12 protein-coding genes and 1 pseudogene are annotated in these 17178 nt (G+C 38.6%); 3 read left to right on the top strand and 10 right to left on the bottom strand.

What is annotated here, in order from left to right:
• Both QF042_RS08435 and QF042_RS08430 read right to left on the bottom strand, forming a co-directional pair.
• Positions 1–633: a hypothetical protein gene (locus tag QF042_RS08435; RefSeq protein WP_307527194.1), complete on the bottom strand. Its 633-nt coding sequence runs from the start codon at positions 631–633 to the stop codon at positions 1–3.
• 37 nt (positions 634–670) lie between these two features.
• On the bottom strand, positions 671–1135 hold the full coding sequence (locus tag QF042_RS08430; protein ID WP_307527192.1) for a 5-fold beta-flower protein: 465 nt from the start codon (positions 1133–1135) through the stop codon (positions 671–673).
• A gap of 327 nt (positions 1136–1462) precedes the next feature.
• On the opposite strand from QF042_RS08430, the gene QF042_RS08425 reads away from it, so the two are divergent.
• Entirely contained in the window at positions 1463–3160 is a 1698-nt protein-coding gene (locus QF042_RS08425; RefSeq protein WP_307527190.1) for a DUF4091 domain-containing protein, read from the top strand.
• A gap of 63 nt (positions 3161–3223) precedes the next feature.
• Here QF042_RS08425 and holA read toward each other — a convergent pair whose 3' ends face one another.
• The gene (holA, locus tag QF042_RS08420; RefSeq protein WP_307527188.1) at positions 3224–4246 is read right to left on the bottom strand and encodes a DNA polymerase III subunit delta; all 1023 of its coding nucleotides are present in this window, start codon (positions 4244–4246) and stop codon (positions 3224–3226) included.
• A gap of 228 nt (positions 4247–4474) precedes the next feature.
• Here holA and QF042_RS08415 point away from each other — a divergent pair, with 228 nt between their 5' ends.
• Positions 4475–4933: a type I restriction enzyme HsdR N-terminal domain-containing protein gene (locus QF042_RS08415; RefSeq protein ID WP_307527187.1), complete on the top strand. Its 459-nt coding sequence runs from the start codon at positions 4475–4477 to the stop codon at positions 4931–4933.
• A 507-nt stretch (positions 4934–5440) separates the two neighbouring features.
• Here QF042_RS08415 and QF042_RS08410 read toward each other — a convergent pair.
• From QF042_RS08410 to QF042_RS08395, 4 genes and pseudogenes are all read right to left on the bottom strand, one after another.
• Positions 5441–6634 carry a Gfo/Idh/MocA family protein gene (locus QF042_RS08410; protein WP_307527185.1) on the bottom strand — a complete coding sequence of 398 codons (1194 nt, stop codon included), beginning with the start codon at positions 6632–6634 and terminating at the stop codon, positions 5441–5443.
• 337 nt (positions 6635–6971) lie between these two features.
• Positions 6972–8336: a DUF1080 domain-containing protein gene (locus QF042_RS08405; protein WP_307527184.1), complete on the bottom strand. Its 1365-nt coding sequence runs from the start codon at positions 8334–8336 to the stop codon at positions 6972–6974.
• A 51-nt stretch (positions 8337–8387) separates the two neighbouring features.
• Positions 8388–9744: pseudogene (locus QF042_RS08400) on the bottom strand (Gfo/Idh/MocA family protein).
• 307 nt (positions 9745–10051) lie between these two features.
• Positions 10052–12718 (bottom strand): valine--tRNA ligase, encoded by a 2667-nt coding sequence (locus QF042_RS08395; RefSeq protein WP_307527182.1) that lies wholly within the window; start codon positions 12716–12718, stop codon positions 10052–10054.
• 436 nt (positions 12719–13154) lie between these two features.
• On the opposite strand from QF042_RS08395, the gene QF042_RS08390 reads away from it, so the two are divergent.
• The gene (locus QF042_RS08390) at positions 13155–13313 is read left to right on the top strand and encodes a hypothetical protein (RefSeq protein ID WP_307527180.1); all 159 of its coding nucleotides are present in this window, start codon (positions 13155–13157) and stop codon (positions 13311–13313) included.
• Here the strand turns inward: QF042_RS08390 and QF042_RS08385 are convergent.
• From QF042_RS08385 to QF042_RS08375, 3 genes are all read right to left on the bottom strand, one after another.
• Positions 13310–13945: a Uma2 family endonuclease gene (locus QF042_RS08385; RefSeq protein WP_307527178.1), complete on the bottom strand. Its 636-nt coding sequence runs from the start codon at positions 13943–13945 to the stop codon at positions 13310–13312. The genes QF042_RS08390 and QF042_RS08385 overlap by 4 nt on opposite strands.
• Before the next feature lie 46 nt (positions 13946–13991).
• The gene (locus tag QF042_RS08380) at positions 13992–14624 is read right to left on the bottom strand and encodes a Uma2 family endonuclease (RefSeq protein WP_307527176.1); all 633 of its coding nucleotides are present in this window, start codon (positions 14622–14624) and stop codon (positions 13992–13994) included.
• 207 nt (positions 14625–14831) lie between these two features.
• Positions 14832–16808, bottom strand: a complete 1977-nt coding sequence (locus QF042_RS08375) for a heavy metal translocating P-type ATPase (RefSeq protein ID WP_307527174.1) — start codon at positions 16806–16808, stop codon at positions 14832–14834.
• Positions 16809–17178 lie beyond the last annotated feature (370 nt).

Raw genomic sequence — 17178 nt, 5'->3', positions numbered from 1 at the left:
TCACCAGGCTTTACCAGAATGATATCGTTCTCTTTCAGTGTATCGGGTTTTTACATCATGAACCACATTAGGCATTACCATATGTGCCTCGGAGGGCATCAACTGCACCAATAGTTCCAGTTCCTTTGATGCTCCGGCTATTGATTTCATTTCTATCCAATGCCCCAAAAGCATGATCAATATCAGCGTGGCAAGTTCCCAGAAAAAATCCATACCTGCTAATCCAAAAACTATGGCTACACTATATGCATAAGCAACTGTGATGGCAAAACCAATCAGGAACATCATACCTGGGTTCTTCATTTTTACCTCGTCTACCCATCCTTTCAAAAATGGCCAGCCGCCATAAAAAAACAAAATAGATGACAGTGCCAACAGGATATAAGATGAGCCAGTAAACAGCCAGTCTACACCAATGAAATGCTGTATCATTTCTGATAACAGCATAATTGGAATGGTTAAAACCAGTACCACATAAAACCGCTTCTTAAAATCATCGATCATGGCCTGATGGTTATGCCCCTCATGGCCCATTGCAGGATTTGAGCCGTGCGACATTTTACTGTGATCCATAGTCTTATGGTCATTAGTTGCATTGGGAGCAGACTTTTCTGTATGGTGCTGGTGTTCCATGGTAATTATTTTTAACCGTCTATTGTAAAACAAAAATTTATGGCTTCCGTGTTGATTTATTTTTTTTCTGTTCAAGGAAATAACAATGGGCAGCGCAGGCATGTAGCTTATAGTTCTTATGAACAGTGCCCAATGAGTGGCCCTTTGGATCCAGTATTTCACATTTTTCGGCATCGGTATCCCTCACTGTTATAATATTTTCTCCGTTGATATTGTAATAGTTGCCATTCTTTTGTGCTTTACCCAAGTTCGTTCCCTTTGAATCAATAACGTTTCCATTACCATCAATAAAATAAAGGGTCTTCCCTTCGTTGTTTTTTATAATATTGTCCTTGGTAATGTAGCCAAGTTTGTTCCAGCCGTGGTCGTGGATTTCTCCTTTCTTATTGATGGATATTTTTTCGACTTGCACTTTTTCTGTTTTTACCTGACCGAAGACATTGACTGCAAACATTGCTAATGCCATTAACACAAAGGAGAATAAAAAATGAACTTTTTTCATGATTTCTATAATTTGTTTATCGAATGTACGCTCATATACCATCTTGCCTATTGACGTTTATCACCTGCTAAAATGATATATATCAATAAAAACAAGTCAGGCCTTTAATTTGGCCGGGTAATACTAAGTCTTGCGCTAGATGTGATCGCCCGGATCGCTTTTGATTCCGCTTCCTATTTTTTAAAATCATTCAAAATCTATCATTTCCGGTAAAGAATTAAAGCAAACCTCAATCTATCTATTTCGTTACACAACAGCAAACGTTTGCGTACATGGCATGTTCATAAAATCGTATTATTTTAATAAGCAAATTACTAATTTGGAAGAATGAAATATCTATTCTTACTCTGTTTCTTAGGTTTTTATTTAACCACTGAGGCTCAAAACAGGCCTCATGCCAATACTGATTGGAGCAAAGTTAAGCCTGGATTACAGGTGAGTTTTGCCTCCTCCAATATCCGTTTTGCAAAAGAAGCGCTACCTGAAATAGCGATGCAAAAAACATGGTCAACAAAAGCATGGAAAGGCGAAAAGATAAATACACAAGTGTTATTATGGAGCGGAGAACAATCAAAACCAATCAAACTACAGGTTTCTGACCTGAAAGATGCGCAAGGAAATGTGATAAAAAAAGAAAACATGAGCAGCGGATTTTTAAAATATGTAATTACCGATGAATTTAAAGATGGTTGTGGTTACAGAAAAGCAAAAGATTTCGACTCTTCTTACGTAGCCGACATTATAGATACTAAAACCGCAGCGGTAAGCCTTTCCAAAAACAATACACAACCCGTTTGGCTAAGCATAAAAGTACCGGCAAATGCCAAACCAGGCAGCTATACTGGCCAGATTAAAGTAATTGGCGCTCAGGAACAGGTATTACAAATTGCTGTTCAGGTAGTAGACAGAACACTACCTCCTGCCAGCAAATGGAAGTACGATTTGGATCTTTGGCAACACCCACAGGCCATTGCACGTGTACACCATGTTCAAACCTGGAGTGCCGAGCATTTTTCCTTAATGAAAGCATACTATCAAATGCTGGCCAATGCAGGGCAAAAAACAATAACGGCCAGTATCGTAAACGAACCATGGGGTCATCAAACGTTTGATGATTACCCGAGTTTAATTAAATGGACAAAAAAGAAAGATGGCAGCTGGAAATACGATTATAGCTTATTTGATCAATACATTGCTTTTGTAATGGAATGTGGCATTACAGACCGTATAAACTGTTATAGCATGGTACCCTGGAAAATTGCTTTCACCTATTATGATGAAAATCTTGGGCAGGAAGCTGTGCTTAAAGATGCCATTGGATCTGAAGCTTATAATCGTTTTTGGAAGACCATGTTAATTGATTTCACTGCTCATTTAAAACAGAAAGGATGGTTCAGCAAAACTTATATCGCCATGGACGAGCGCCCGATGGAAGCCATGAAAGCCGTTATAAAATTACTGAAAGAAACCGATAAAGATTGGAAAATAGCCCTTGCCGGCGATTATCATAACGAGATAGAAGGTGATATTGATAACTATTGCATTGCTTCGAAATGGGATTTCCCGGCTGAGGTGCTGCAAAAGCGCCGGCAACAAGGCAAAATCAGTACCTGGTATACCTGCTGCACCGAACCCTATCCAAATGCATTTACCTTCTCTTCACCAGCAGAACAGGTTTGGATGGGCTGGTACTCGGCTAATAAAACCTTGGATGGATATGTAAGGTGGGCTTATAACAGCTGGACAAAAAATCCGCTGGTTGATAGTCGTTTTATCACCTGGCCGGCTGGCGATACCTACCAGATTTACCCAGGCCCCTTAAGTTCGGTTAGGTTTGAAAAGCTTATTGAAGGCGCACAGGATTTTGAAAAAATTTCGATATTGAAGGCTCAATATGCGACAGATAAAAACACAAAACAACTTAGTGAACTTAATATGGCATTAGGAACTTTCGACATTAAATTATTGGCCACTACCTCTGCAGATGAAATGCTGCAAAAAGTAAAAAACCTGCTTAATGACTAAAGAAAAAGTTTATAAATTTGATTGTTTCCCCGGATAATAAATACATGCTTTTTTAGAAAAAGACTAGTGTACAATTTTGAAAACGAGTTCTTTTAAGAGTTCTCCATCATCAACATTCCCGGTACTATCTAAACCTTTGCTTTTTAAATCGTATTCGCGCAGTAAACCAATCACCTGGAAAACTTTACCGGTGTTATAATTTCTTGCGGCTACCTCATAATCTTTGATAAAAAATGGAGGCACACCCAAAGCTGATGCCGCATCGGCCTTATTGGGGATGTAGTGGTATTTTAGCAGTTTGGTAAAGTAACCACCTAAATTGGCCAAAACCATTACAGTCGGGTTGGCTTTAGGGTTGCTGGCGAAATAATTGATAATTTTATTACATTTTAGCACATCGCGGATAGCCAGTGCTTTCTGCAATTCGAAAACGTTATATTCTTTACTAATGCCTATATTTTTCTGAACCAGATCGGTATTAATGGTTACCTCCTTTGGCACATTGAGCATTAACTTTTCGATCTCATTGGCAATTTTAGAAAGATCGGTACCCAAATATTCGGCCATTAAAGCCGACGCCTGCTGATCGATCTTGTAACCTTTTTCTTTAATAAACTCCTCAATCCAGGGCACTAATTTATAATCGCGCACAGGATCTGACTGAAAAATCAGTCCGCTTTTATTAATGGCCTTATAGATTTTTTTACGCTTATCGAAGTTCGCATACTTAAAGGCCAAAACTAAAATGGTACTCGGTAAAGGCTTTTCGAAATAATTAAGCACAAATTCGCCCTCTTTGCTGCTCGAATCTTCTTTGCCCCATTTTAAATCCTGTGCTTCTTTAACAATGACCACCTGATAATCAGACATCATCGGGTAGCGCTTTGCAGCACCCAAAACCGTAGCCATATCGGTATCTTTGCCATATAAAACAGTTTGATTGAAGCCTTTTTCGGCATCGTTCAGCAATTTATCCTCAATATAATCTGTTACTTGATCGATATAGTAAGATTCTTCACCATGTAATAAGTACACAGGTTTGAATTTTCGGGCTTTAATATCTTTAATAATTTCGGCAGCAGTCATTGCCTGTAAAATTACGATTTAGGTTTAACGATTTGGGTAAATGTTTATAAATTAAGAGATGTTAGATAGGCGATTTGAGACATGAGATATTAGATGGGAAATTTACTTGCATATCTTAGAATTAATTAACTTTGGAGCCTTAATAATTGATAGATTATTTTATTTATTCCATTGTTAACTGAGAACTACCAACTGTTAACTGAAAACTGATAACTGCCAACTGAGAAAATGTTTACTCCTACCCCGCTTAGCCTTCCTCCGTATCCATTTAAAATTACCCAAAAGGATGATGTGGTTTTTATTTTCGATGAGCTCAGGAAGAAACACCTAGTGCTTACACCTGAGGAATGGGTCCGTCAGCATTTTATACAGAACCTGATTTTGGAAAAAAAGTTTCCACGTACATTAATCCAGATTGAGGGTGGTTTGGTGCTGAACCAATTACAAAAGCGAAGTGATATTTTAGTGTACAATACTGCTGGCGAAAAGCTGATGTTAATTGAATGTAAGGCACCCAAAGTAAAGATTACGCAATCGGTTTTCGATCAGGCATCGCGGTACAATTCAATACACCAGGCGAAATGGATTGTGTTAACCAATGGTTTACAGCATGTTTATGCAAAGATGGACCTGGAGAAAGGTAAGTTTAACTTCGTACAGGAGATGCCTGAATATTTGGGCTTGTAAGAAGTGTTGTCATCCTGAGGCACGAAGGATCTACAGCCTATGAAATACTTCCTCATGGTAACATAAAACCCTTCATAGCACGCAATACGATTTTGATGGAAAGCAGAGACAGCAGCACTTGGGTTTATCCAGTCCTGCTCTACGTTCTTTCCGATGAAAAATCGGAACCACTGCGATCAGGTTTATGTGGCGTAGTCAGCAAAGCTATTAATGGCTGCAGTGAGCAGGAATAAGATCTTTTTTCTTAATTATACATTTCAACCCTCAATAGCAGCAAAACCCTCCGATTATAAACCTGATTGTCGCGAAAATCCTTTTTTGTCATCCTGAGCGTAGTCGAAGGCAAAAAAGATTGTAGCAGAAAGCAGGACAAACGTTAAAAAGATCCACTGTAATTGCTTTCCAAAATAAAATGAAAGTAGAATAATAGTTCTTCTTGGTCGCTGGGACACCAACCAATAGAAAAAGATTCTTCACTTCGTTCAGAATGACAAAAGAAAATATTATCTATACGCTATATTCTGTCTTCCAAACCTGTTTATCGCCTGTATAAATGGCTTCATTACACATGGCTACACAGATAGCCGCCTGGGTTCCGGTATTAATATTCGATGCCGGTTCTTTCCTGGTTGTTATCGATTTATAAAATTCATCTAAGGCATAATTTGTACCATCTATGGTCGGTTTATCCAAAATCGGGATTCCGCCGTCTTTGTTCACTACAATTTTTGTAGCCCCGGTTACGCCATCAACTATGCCTAATTCTTTTTTAGTACTTTCTTCGGGGCAAAATAAGCCGGTATTGGTCAGCAAAGAGACTGAACCTTTGGTGCCCTTTATTTTAAACAGATATCCATCATGCGCATTGCCACAAGTAGCCCCGAAGTTGCCAATCATACCTTTTTCATTATAACGCAGAATCGCCTGGATATTATCATAGGTTTCGCGCCCGTCTTTAAACACATCTATCCCTCCCGAGCCCATAATTTCATCAGGCTGGGTTTCGAAAGCCCAGTTGATAAAATCGATCTGGTGCGATAAAAGTTCGGCGGCTAATCCCCCAGAATATTCCTTGTACATCCGCCAGTTGATTTTGCGTTCTAAGGCTGGATCCGAAACTGCCCTACGCCAATTGCCATTACGATCCCAACGACAATCGATCTGGCTAACCTTACCTAAATAACCACTCTGAATCATATCTTTCACCTTAAAATACAGGGGAGAATAACGGTATTGATAACCCACCTGAAAAACCTGGTTGGGATATTGTTTTACCAGTTTTTTAAGTTCGAGTGCCTGGGCAATATTGTAGGTCATGGTTTTTTCTACATACACATGTTTACCGGCCAGCACTGCATCTTTTGCAATGCTGAAATGCTCGCTTAAAGGTGTAGCAATAAAAACCGCGTGAATTGTTTTATCATCCAAAACCTTGCGGTAATCTTTTATGGCTTTTGCATCAGCAGGAACATACTTTTCGGTTTCCTTAAGCCTAAAATCCAATAAATCGCAATAAGCTTTAATTTTATACTTTGCAGGCATGGATTTAATTACCGACAAAACACCTTTACCACGATCGCCACAACCAATCATGGCGACGTTAATCACTTCATCAGTCATTAAATTGGCAAAGCCCTGATTGCCGACTAATAGTCCTGAACCTAATAAAGCGGTATGTTTTACAAAAGATCGACGATGCATGGTATAATGATTAAAATATTACTTTTTTATTTTGTTGGAGCGCTCAACTCCTGCTACTATTAAAGGGTAGTCCCGCCAATGCTACAATCTTTTTGTTACCAGTAGCTGCTATTTGACCGGAAATGCCACAAAAAGTATTTTCGCGTATGTCGGGGCTAATTAACTTCTTTTAGTGCTTATGAGGCAACCTAACTAAGCTAATACAAACCCAAGTAAAAATAATTAACCACAGATAGAAAGGATGGACACAGATAAAATCCGTGTTTATCTGTGTCAATCTGTGGTTAAAAATTCTTAAAATAACTTAAACCTTCGCACTCATTTCCAAATCAAAAATTTATAAATTCTTGATTTTAATGGTCCTGAAATCTACTTTATTACCATGATCCTGTAGCAGGATATGTCCTTTTGGCGCTTCACCAAAATTTTTCCAGTCTTTATATTTACTAATAGCAACCAATTTTTTAAATTCCTCCGAGCCACGGGTATATTCTAAAACTTTTACGCCATTTAAATAATGTTCTACTTTGTTATTTGGGTATACCACCAAACGGCCATTGTTCCAGCTTCCGATTGGGCGCAAATAACGGGCTTCTTTTTTCGAAGTCATTAAATCGTATAAGGATGCCAGAGTACGATTTCCATCTCTGCCTAATTTTGCATCGGGATGTAATACATCATCTAAAACCTGATACTCGAGACCAATAGCAGAACCTGTATTTTTTTCGCTCAGGGTAACAAAATATTTTACGCCACTGTTGGCACCAGGGGTAAGTTTAAACTCGAACGACAAATCAAAAGCAGCATATTCATCCTTGGTTACAATATCGCCCCCATTGGTCGATTCAGCACCTCCTGATGGTTCTACGCTCATTACACCATCGGCAATTTTCCATCCTTTGGCGGGGAAAGTAGGTTTATAGGCACCAACCCAACCTGCATTGCTTTTACCATCGAACAATAGTTTATAACCTTCTGATTTTTCGTAAGCCGATAACGTATTTGGTGTTAAATTAACGGTATAAATTCCTTTAGGAAAAGTTTTGGCTTTTAAACCTTCTGTTTGAATGTTGATATTTTTAAAGTAAACTTTCTTGCCATCATTATCGAGGTTATTGCCAATACCATGAACCTGCAAACCGATAAATCCTGATTGATCCAAGGTATCAATCACATAGGCAACCGGTGTTCCGTTTACCCATGTTTTGGTTTCGTTACCGATACATTCGATTTTGTAATGGTTAAACTCATTCTTTTTATACAAGGATTTTGCAGCTGGGTTAAGCTCCAAAGGATATAGCCATAATCTTCTGGCTTCGTCGTAAATTCCGCCTGTCCATGCTCTTGGTGTAGGGTCTATTTCAACCTGTCTTCCAAAAACCAATCCTTTACCATTATTTCCTTCTGGTTTAATATGACTCCGTGTTTGCACACCTGAGTTGGTGGTTTCGCCTTCTAGTTTCACATCCAGTTCTAAAATAAAATCGCCATATTCCTTTTCGGTAATTAAAAATGAATTTGGTGTGCCTTTGGTCATTGTTCCGATAATCATTCCATCTTCAACATTGTACGGAGCAGCACCTGCAACGGCTTTCCAACCGGTAAGCGTTTTACCGTCAAATAATGGTTTTGCTTTTTGGGCAGCGGATGATAAACTGATTAGCGAAAGCGCCAGAATACTATATTTTTTGAAATTTAACATGATTGGGTTTTTCTTGTCGCCATTCCGGGGAAGAATGACGATATATTGTTATTAATATTTAAATACTTTTCCGTTTGCGATTACTTCTTGTCTGCTTTCATCGAAAATTGCTTTTGCACCAGTGTGTACCGCAGCATTGGTCATGATATTGGCAATAGAGTGTGAATAACCTGCTTCTACAGGCGCATTTGGGGTTTTGCGACTCCGTACACATTCCATCCAGTTCCGCATATGGCCAGAAGTTAACGAATCACCACCCATATTGGCTCCTGTAGCCGCTTTAATTTCGGTTTTACTTAAATCAAACTCAGGCAAAAGATTGGCTTTTAATCCCATGGCTGCAGCTTCTTTTTCTTTTAAACCACCTTTTGGCGATACTTTATTGGTAATTAAATTCAGCTCCCCACCGTTCGAATAGTAAACCTCGCCTACATCACCCACACTATTCTGCATTCTTGATGTAAAAGTAACCTGGAAACCATCGGTAGTATCTGGCTGACCATAATCGAATACGGCAACCATCGAATCCCAATTTCTGCGACCATCTTTCCAGGTATAAATGCCACCGTTTGCCACTACACTTCGCGGGTGTTTTAAATTGGTAAACCAATGTACTGTATCAATCTGGTGCGACATCCATTGCCCAGGCATTCCCGACGAATAAGGCCAGAACAACCTATATTCTAAATATTTTCTGGGATCGAAAGCTTCCAACCGGGCGATTCAATAAGAATCGTTTCCAATCGATATCTTCTTCTTTTAACTTAGCCACTAAATCTGGCCTGCGCCATCTGCCTGGCTGGTTTACGTTCCAAACTAAATCTACGGCAGTTATAGGCCCAAATTTTCCATCCTGTATAAATTTTGCTGCATTGGTATAATTCTCGCCACTTCTTCTTTGCGAACCAATTTGTACAATTTGCTTGCTCGCTTTAACGGCTTTAAAGGCGGCTTTGGCATCGTCCATGGTTTCGGCAAAGGGCTTTTCCACATAAGCATCGCAACTGGCTTTTACGGCCTCGATGGTGTGAAGTGCGTGCTGAAAATCGGCGGTGCTGATAATTACAGCATCAAGATCTTTGGTGGCATAAAGCTCATCGTTATTGCGGCAGGCTTTAATATCGTGACCAAATTTTGCTTTTAAATGGGCAATCCCTAAATCTCTCCGGTAGTTCCATAAATCAGAAAGACCAACAATATCGAAATTCAGTTCCTTGTTGTGGTTCAAAAAACAAGGTAATAACGTTTCTTTAAAACGGTCAGAAAACCCAACAACACCAACACGTACCCTGTCATTTGCGCCAATGATACGACCATAACTTTTAGCACTCATACCCATGGTACCTGCATAGGTTGCCGCAGCAAATATTGCTGATTGTTTAATAAATTTTCTTCTGGAATTTTCCATTTGGGATATTAGGTTAGATTATCACTTAAATGGTTTGCTATTTTGACAAACCGTTTTAATAAACCTAAAATATGGTTAATAAAAACAAACCTTAAATTTTGGTAAGTAATATTTTTGAAACCTTATCTTATAATAATGGCTCGCAATCGTATTAACCTTAAATAAACAGCTGAGAGCCCAATATTTACTACAATAAGATATTTTTATCGTTGTTAGGAAAACGTTTGAAATAATTTTAATCGGCTAAAAAAAAGTCTTTCAGAAAAATAATCTGAAAGGCTTTTTTTAGTTAAATAACGTCTATTTTCTAGCCCAATATCGCTAAACTTTCTTCAATAATTTTGATTTTTGCTTCGGCATCGGCTTTTTTATTCCTTTCGTTTGCAATAATTTCCGGTTTTGCATTTTGTACAAAACGTTCGTTGCTCAATTTAGAATCAACTGATTTTAAGAAACCTTGCAGGTATATTAAATCGGCATTTAAACGTTCGCGTTCTGCTTCTATATCAACGTTTTCGGTCAGTGGAATAAAAAATTCATCTTTACCTGCCATAAAAGCCGTTGCGCCAACAATTTTATCGTTTACAATTTCCGCTTCAGATACATTGGCCAGTTTGAAAACAATGTTTAACCATTTCTCATAATCCAGATCAGAATTTATTTTAATGCTTAACGGCAATGCTTCTTTAGGAGAAATTTGTTTCTGGTTCCTTACATTTCTAATTTCGGCTACCACGGTTTTAATTACCTCCGCATCTTTCAACAATTGCTCATTAAAAGTTCCTCCTTTAGGGAATTCGGCAACAATACAACAATCCATTTCTCCACGTTCGGCAAACAGATCATCATGCCATAATTCCTCTGTTAAGAAAGGCATATTCGGATGCAATAATTTGATAATATTTTCGAAGAAACCGATCGTCGCTAGATAACTCTCTGCATCAATTGGCTGTTGGTAAGCAGGTTTAACCATTTCTAAATACCAGGCACAGAAATCATCCCAAACCAATTTATAGGTGATCATTAATGCTTCTGATAGGCGGTATTGCTTAAAATTAGCTTCAATTTCTACCAAGGCTTCATTAAAGCGATTTTCGAACCAGGATATGGCCTGGGTATTCGGGTTCTCCAGGCTTTCGTCAACTTCCCATCCTTTTACCAATCGGAAAGCATTCCATATTTTACTGGCAAAATTCCGCCCTTGCTCGCAATAGCTTTCATCGAACATTAAATCGTTTCCGGCAGGTGATGACATTAACATACCCACACGAACCGCATCAGCACCATATTTTTCAATCAACCCGATCGGATCAGGTGAATTACCCAACGATTTAGACATTTTACGGCCTAATTTATCGCGTACAATCCCTGTTAAGTATACATTCGTAAATGGTTTTTTACCCATAAACTCATGTCCGGCCATAATCATACGGGCCACCCAGAAGAACAAAATTTCAGGTGCAGTAACCAGGTCGTTGGTTGGATAATAATAATTGATGTCTTTATTTTCAGGATTTTTAAAGCCGTCGAAAACCGAAATCGGCCATAACCAGGAGGAGAACCAGGTATCCATTACATCGTCGTCCTGTCTTAAAAACGGTTCTAACTGATGTTTAAATCCGGCTTTTTCCGTTTCGGAGCAGCTTTCATCCAAATGTTTTTTCTTCCAGAATTCTTCTAATGCTTCATCTTTTGTTTTGGCAACCACCCAATTTCCTTTATCGTCGTACCAGGCCGGAATTCTTTGCCCCCACCACAACTGGCGACTAATGTTCCAATCGCGAACATTTTCCATCCAGTGGCGATACGTATTTTCAAATTTATTTGGAATCAGATTTACCTCACCATTCAAAACGTCATCCAAAGCAGGCTGAGCCATCTCTTTCATCTTCACAAACCATTGCATCGAAAGTTTAGGTTCGATAGCGGCATCAGTACGTTCAGAAAAACCAACCTGCGATTTATAATCTTCAACTTTCTCTAAATGGCCGGCTTCTTCCAGCATTTTGGCAATTTTTTTACGGGCAACAAACCTATCTTCGCCCACTAAAATAACGGCTAATTCATTTAAAGTTCCGTCATCGTTTAAGATATCGGTAACTGGCAAATTGTGTTTTACACCCAGTTCATAATCATTTAAATCATGCGCTGGTGTTACTTTTAAACAACCTGTACCGAATTCGATATCTACATATTCATCTTCAATAACCGGAATTTCATGGTTAACCAAAGGCACGAAAACTTTTTTGCCTTTTAGGTGCATAAAACGTTCGTCGTTCGGGTTGATACAGATTGCCGCATCAGCCATAATTGTTTCCGGACGCGTTGTCGCTATCGTTAAATACTGGTCTTCCGTTCCCGAAATCAGGTATTTAATGTAATATAATTTCTGATTAACTTCCTTGCGGATTACTTCTTCATCCGAAACGGCAGTTTTACCGGCCGGATCCCAGTTTACCATACGGATACCACGGTAAATCCACCCTTTTTTATACAGGTGAATAAACGAATCGATTACTGCTTCAGAAAGGTCTTCTTCCATGGTGAAACGGGTACGATCCCAATCGCAGCTTGCACCCAGTTTCTTCAACTGTTCTAAAATAATGCCACCGTATTTCTCTTTCCATTCCCAGGCATATTTCAGAAATTCTTCACGCGAAAGATCCTTTTTGTTAATGCCTTGTTCTTTTAACATGGCCACTACTTTCGCTTCAGTAGCAATAGAGGCATGGTCAGTTCCAGGTACCCAACATGCATTTTTGCCTTGCATACGGGCTTTACGGATTAAAACATCCTGAATGGTATTGTTAAGCATATGCCCCATGTGCAGCACACCCGTAACATTTGGCGGCGGAATGACGATGGTGTAGGGTTCGCGCTCATCGGGTTCGGAGTGGAAAAATTTCTTCGATAGCCAATAGCTATACCATTTATCTTCTGTTTCTGCAGGATTGTACTTGGTGGATATGCTCATGAATGATATTAAAAGTCCAAAAATAGCTAATTAAGCTGAAAGACCAAAGCAGAGTAAGCTGAAAGGTAAGCAATAGACTTATTAATTCCCCTCTTTTAGAGGGGTGTCCGTAGGATGGGGTGTTTCTTTTGGAAAGCAGGTGCAGCATTCCATTTTAAAGTGAGTCCTGCTTTTCGTTACAAGTCCTCTCCCGATGCTAATTTAGTGCCGATTCATCGGTAAAGAATCGGAATGCGGGCTTTACACTTCAATCAGGTTTACAAACATGGGCTTGTGCCACCAAAATTATATGCTAAATACATACGCTTCAATAGATAATTGTATTTTAGGATAGAAAAAACATTCAAACGACCTTTCACACCTTGTTTGTGCAATACTTTTAGTCATAAACAAATATATCCGGTTAGCATGTTTTGCAACAATTTTCGTATTGATTATGGGAATCATCATGGTCCATTTTAAGGAGGGCTGGTTTGTTGTAGGTGGAGGAAGAAATGGTATGGAGTATAACTTTGTACTGATATGCGCATTAACCGCTATTGTGTTCTTTAATGCTGATTTAAATGGTATATCAATAACAGCAAAATTAGACTAATCGATATCCTCAAAAACGTCATCCAACAAGAGTTCGAAACCTGGTAATACCGATGAAGTGATTTTTTCGCTAAGGGTAAATATTTTAGAAGGCTGGAATTTACCCTCATCATTTAAGGTGTAGATTAAAATGCTCTGATCGCTTTGGCTCACCACCCAATATTCTTTAACACCAAATTCTTCGTAAACTTTATATTTATTAAGCAGTTCCATTTTGGTATTCCCAGGCGATAAAATTTCAATCACAAGATCAGGCGCACCAATACAACCACGGGCATCTAGTTTACTTTTATCACAGATAACACAAATATCGGGCTGGAGCACGGTATACACATCTTTATCGGCCTTGCTTTCTTTAGGAAAGCGAACATCAAACGGGGCAGAATAAACTTTGCAGGGCTTACCCTTTAAAAAATTGACTATAGGATTTAATAAATTGATAGAAACTTCCTGATGCACCCTTGACGGCGCAGGACTCATTTTAAAGATTTTACCTTTAATCAACTCTACCCTTTCAGGGAAAAGCCAGTTTAGATAATTAGCATAACTATACGTTAGTGATGCATCGATATCATTAAACTGCCTTACAGGTTCATCATCATTTAAAACAGGATATGGAACAGGTTCAGACATAAAGGAATATACTAAAAAAGTAGTAATCTAAAAAGTATTTATTGTTTTACAAATCATCAAAAACATCATCCAAGGCCAACTCAAAACCTGGCAATACCGTTGAAGTAATTTTTTCGCTGAGGGTGAAAATTTTGGAGGGCTGAAATTTGCCTGCATCGTTTAAGGTGTAGATTAAAATACTCTGATCGCTTTGGCTCACCACCCAGTATTCTTTAACACCAAATTCTTCGTAAACTTTATATTTATTGAGCAATTCCATTTTAGTATTGCCCGGAGATAAAACCTCTACAACCAGATCAGGTGCACCGATACAACCGCGCGCATCTAATTTACCTTTGTCACAGATGACACAAATATCCAGTTGGAGCACGGTATACACATCTTTGTCGGCCTTACTTTCTTTAGGAAAACGAACATCAAAAGGAGCAGAATAAACCTTACATGGTTTGCCTTCCAAAAAATTACCTAGTTTCAAGAAAATATGACCAGCAACTTCCTGATGTACCCTTGATGGTGCAGGACTCATCTTAAAGATTTTACCTTTAATCAGCTCTACCCGCTCAGGAAAAAGCCAGTTTAGATAACTAGCATAACTATAAGTTAATGACGCATCAAGTTCATTGAATTGCCTTACGGGCTCACCATCATTTAAAACTGGATATGGAACAGGCTCAGACATAAACGAATATACTAAATTTTATAGTAATTTGTTTTTCTAATTTTTCAACATATTTCACTACCATTAGGAGCTGAAGAATTGCTTCTCGATAATCTCCATTGTTTTTTTATCATTAAGAAGTTAAGAAAGGTTAAGGCTTCTTATTATTTTCTTAACTATCTAAATGCCTTAATGGTAAACGATATAGACTCCACATCAAAGAGTAAATTAAAACTTCATCTTCTGAATTCTTACCGCATTTAAAATAGCCAGGAGCGCAACACCCACATCGGCAAAAACGGCTTCCCACATGGTGGCAATACCACCTGCACCTAAAATTAAAACCAGCGCTTTTACAGCAAATGCCAGTACGATATTCTGGATTACTACATTTTTAGTTGCCTTACCTATTTTAACCGCAGTTGCAATTTTAGAGGGTTGATCGGTTTGAATAACCACATCTGCCGTTTCAATAGCAGCATCGCTACCCATTGCGCCCATGGCAATACCAATATCGCTGATGGCCAATACCGGTGTATCATTAATTCCATCACCCACAAAAGCCACCACCTTACTTTTGTCGCTTTTAATTTCTTCCAGTCTGGCAACTTTATCTTCGGGTAATAAATCCCCAAAATAAGTATCGATTCCTAAACTTGTGGCTACTTTTTTAACAATTGAGGTTTTATCACCACTTAACATCACAACCTGTTTTATTCCGTTTTCATGAAGCTGTTTGATGGCTTCTGCGGCATCTTCTTTTATTTCATCCGCAATTAGAACATAGCCAACATATTTCTGGTCAACCGCAACAACAACGATACTTTCTTCAATCGACGCAATATTAGGCTCAAAATCAATATTAAATTTCTCCAAAAGCTTAACATTACCGGCTAAAACCGCTTTACCATTAACCAATCCCTTTAAACCCATTCCGGCAATTTCCTCGATGTTTTCGGCAGGATGAATTTCTTGCTGGCCTGCATATTCTACAATAGCCTTAGCAATTGGATGGGTTGACTTGGCTTCAATAGCGGTTAATAAGTTTAAAAATTCTGCTTCATCTATACTGCTTTCTACTTTCTGAACATTAAAAACGCCTTTGGTTAAGGTTCCTGTTTTGTCCATTACAACAGTATTTAGCTTTGTAATTAAATCAAGGAAATTAGAGCCTTTAAAAAGAATACCATTTGCCGATGCCGCACCAATTCCACCAAAATAACCCAATGGAATAGAAATGACCAGGGCACATGGGCAAGATATAACCAGGAAAACCAGTGAACGATACAACCAGGTTTGGAAATGATATTCGCTCCCTAAAACAAAAATTGGAATAGTAACCAACGCAAGTGCCAAAAAGAAAACAATTGGTGTATATATTTTCGCAAACTTGCGGATAAAAAGTTCGGTTTTGGCTTTACGTGTGGTAGCATTTTGAACCATTTCCAAAATTCGCGACAATGCACTATCAGCAAAAGCTTTGGTTACTTTAACTTCGATTACTTTATCCAGATTAAGCATCCCCGCTAAAATCGATTCGCCTTTATTAATCGTCCGCGGTTTGCTTTCGCCTGTTAAAGCAGCAGTATTAAAACTGCTTTTATCACTAATCAATTCTCCATCTAAAGGGATTTTCTCACCAGCCTTTATTTGTATGGTTTCACCGATTTCTACCTTTTCAGGATTAATATCTTCGTATTTTCCATTGCGGAATACATGCGCTATATCTGCCCGAACATCGAGTAATGCTTTAATATTTCTTTTGGCACGGTTTACAGCAGCCATTTGAAACAACTCACCAATCGTATAAAAAAGCATCACCGTTACCCCCTCCGGATATTCGCCTATGGCAAAAGCACCAATAGTAGCGATAGACATTAAAGAGAATTCGGTAAAGAAATCTTTGGCTTTAAAAGTTTCCCAGACCTCGCGCAAAACCGGAATACCCACCGGTAAATAAGCCACGATATACCAATAAGGCCTGATGGTCTGAAATGCAGGAACCGTAAAAAGATTATCAAACACAATTCCGATCATTAGCATAACCAATGTTACGAGGGCTGGCAAATAAGTTTTAAAGGCTGAGGGATCTCCGCCGTGGTCGTGGTCATCGCCTTCTTCATGCGCGTGATCATGGTTATGTTTCGGCGCGGAATGTACTTTAGTGCTGCAACAGCTATCTTCTTTATCGTGGGGGTGGCTCATTATATATTGTATACTAACATATTATTTATTTTATTATTGGGATTTATTAGTAGCCAAACGCTCCAAATGTTGTTCATAAACCCAACAGTAGCGACAGCCCCCGATTTTTCTTCGGGGCTACAGCGTATGGCGGGACTAAAAGCCGAATGAAACGCTGCACACTCATTTTCTAATCCTTTAAAAATATAAATCAAATTTATGGAAAATAAAATGCTTTATCCCGAATCATTCTTAATAGCAATAATTTTTACAAGAACACAATAAATTTTGTTAAAAAATGTTAATAGTGTATAAAAGATTTAAAATCATGAAATCTATTAAAATTTCTTTTTCAGCGTCCGAACTTATTAGACGACTTGGTTTAGCAAAG

Source organism: Pedobacter sp. W3I1 (assembly GCF_030816015.1).
Classification (GTDB): Bacteria; Bacteroidota; Bacteroidia; order Sphingobacteriales; family Sphingobacteriaceae; genus Pedobacter.
Note: the sequence above shows the minus strand (reverse complement) of the source record. Positions and strands in the feature narration are given on the sequence as shown.

Coding starts and splice junctions, on each gene's coding strand:
- QF042_RS08435 (WP_307527194.1), bottom strand. CDS start 633: ATGGAACACCAGCACCATACAGAAAAGTCTGCTCCCAATGCAACTAAT.
- QF042_RS08430 (WP_307527192.1), bottom strand. CDS start 1,135: ATGAAAAAAGTTCATTTTTTATTCTCCTTTGTGTTAATGGCATTAGCA.
- QF042_RS08425 (WP_307527190.1), top strand. CDS start 1,463: ATGAAATATCTATTCTTACTCTGTTTCTTAGGTTTTTATTTAACCACT.
- holA (WP_307527188.1), bottom strand. CDS start 4,246: ATGACTGCTGCCGAAATTATTAAAGATATTAAAGCCCGAAAATTCAAA.
- QF042_RS08415 (WP_307527187.1), top strand. CDS start 4,475: ATGTTTACTCCTACCCCGCTTAGCCTTCCTCCGTATCCATTTAAAATT.
- QF042_RS08410 (WP_307527185.1), bottom strand. CDS start 6,634: ATGCATCGTCGATCTTTTGTAAAACATACCGCTTTATTAGGTTCAGGA.
- QF042_RS08405 (WP_307527184.1), bottom strand. CDS start 8,336: ATGTTAAATTTCAAAAAATATAGTATTCTGGCGCTTTCGCTAATCAGT.
- QF042_RS08395 (WP_307527182.1), bottom strand. CDS start 12,718: ATGAGCATATCCACCAAGTACAATCCTGCAGAAACAGAAGATAAATGG.
- QF042_RS08390 (WP_307527180.1), top strand. CDS start 13,155: ATGGGAATCATCATGGTCCATTTTAAGGAGGGCTGGTTTGTTGTAGGT.
- QF042_RS08385 (WP_307527178.1), bottom strand. CDS start 13,945: ATGTCTGAACCTGTTCCATATCCTGTTTTAAATGATGATGAACCTGTA.
- QF042_RS08380 (WP_307527176.1), bottom strand. CDS start 14,624: ATGTCTGAGCCTGTTCCATATCCAGTTTTAAATGATGGTGAGCCCGTA.
- QF042_RS08375 (WP_307527174.1), bottom strand. CDS start 16,808: ATGAGCCACCCCCACGATAAAGAAGATAGCTGTTGCAGCACTAAAGTA.